The organism is Mameliella sp. CS4 (genome assembly GCF_019392335.1).
GTDB lineage: Bacteria > Pseudomonadota > Alphaproteobacteria > Rhodobacterales > Rhodobacteraceae > Antarctobacter.
On record NZ_JAHXRQ010000094.1, the window covers coordinates 1 to 439 of the forward strand.

General features: G+C 70.8%; 1 pseudogene. It reads left to right on the forward strand.

From position 1 onward, the window contains the following. Window positions 1-119 precede the first annotated feature (119 nt). Window positions 120-439: pseudogene (locus tag KZZ07_RS26675) on the forward strand (hypothetical protein); the annotation flags it as partial.

Below are 439 nucleotides of genomic sequence, written 5' to 3' on the forward strand. Positions count from 1 at the left end.
GCGGATCGGGAGGCCGGACGTGCGCCGTTCATGGACGATGCCGAGTGGCTGACCTGGTACGAGGGGCTGGAGGCGCGAGCGCTTGCCCTTGTCGAGGCGGGCAAGCGTGGAGCGGCGGCATGATGGCATATCGCGGGATCGGGGCGCGGGCGGCTGTGCAGGCAGAGGGTGTCGGGCGCTGTGGCCAGCCTGTTGGCCCGGACGGGCGCGAGCGGGTCAGCGTGCGGCTGCTGCTGGAGTGGGCGTTCGCGCGCGAGAAGGCGGAGCTGGAGTTCGATGAGGTTGGCGGCGGTGCGCCTGTGGGCTGCGACTCGACCCGGCGGATCATGGAGGCGATGGCATTGTCCACGGGTGATCCGGGTTCGTGCCTGCGTGTCGATCAGTCGGGTGGGCGCAGCCTGCCGCACCATGACGCCGAGGTTGTGGTCAGCGTGCTGCG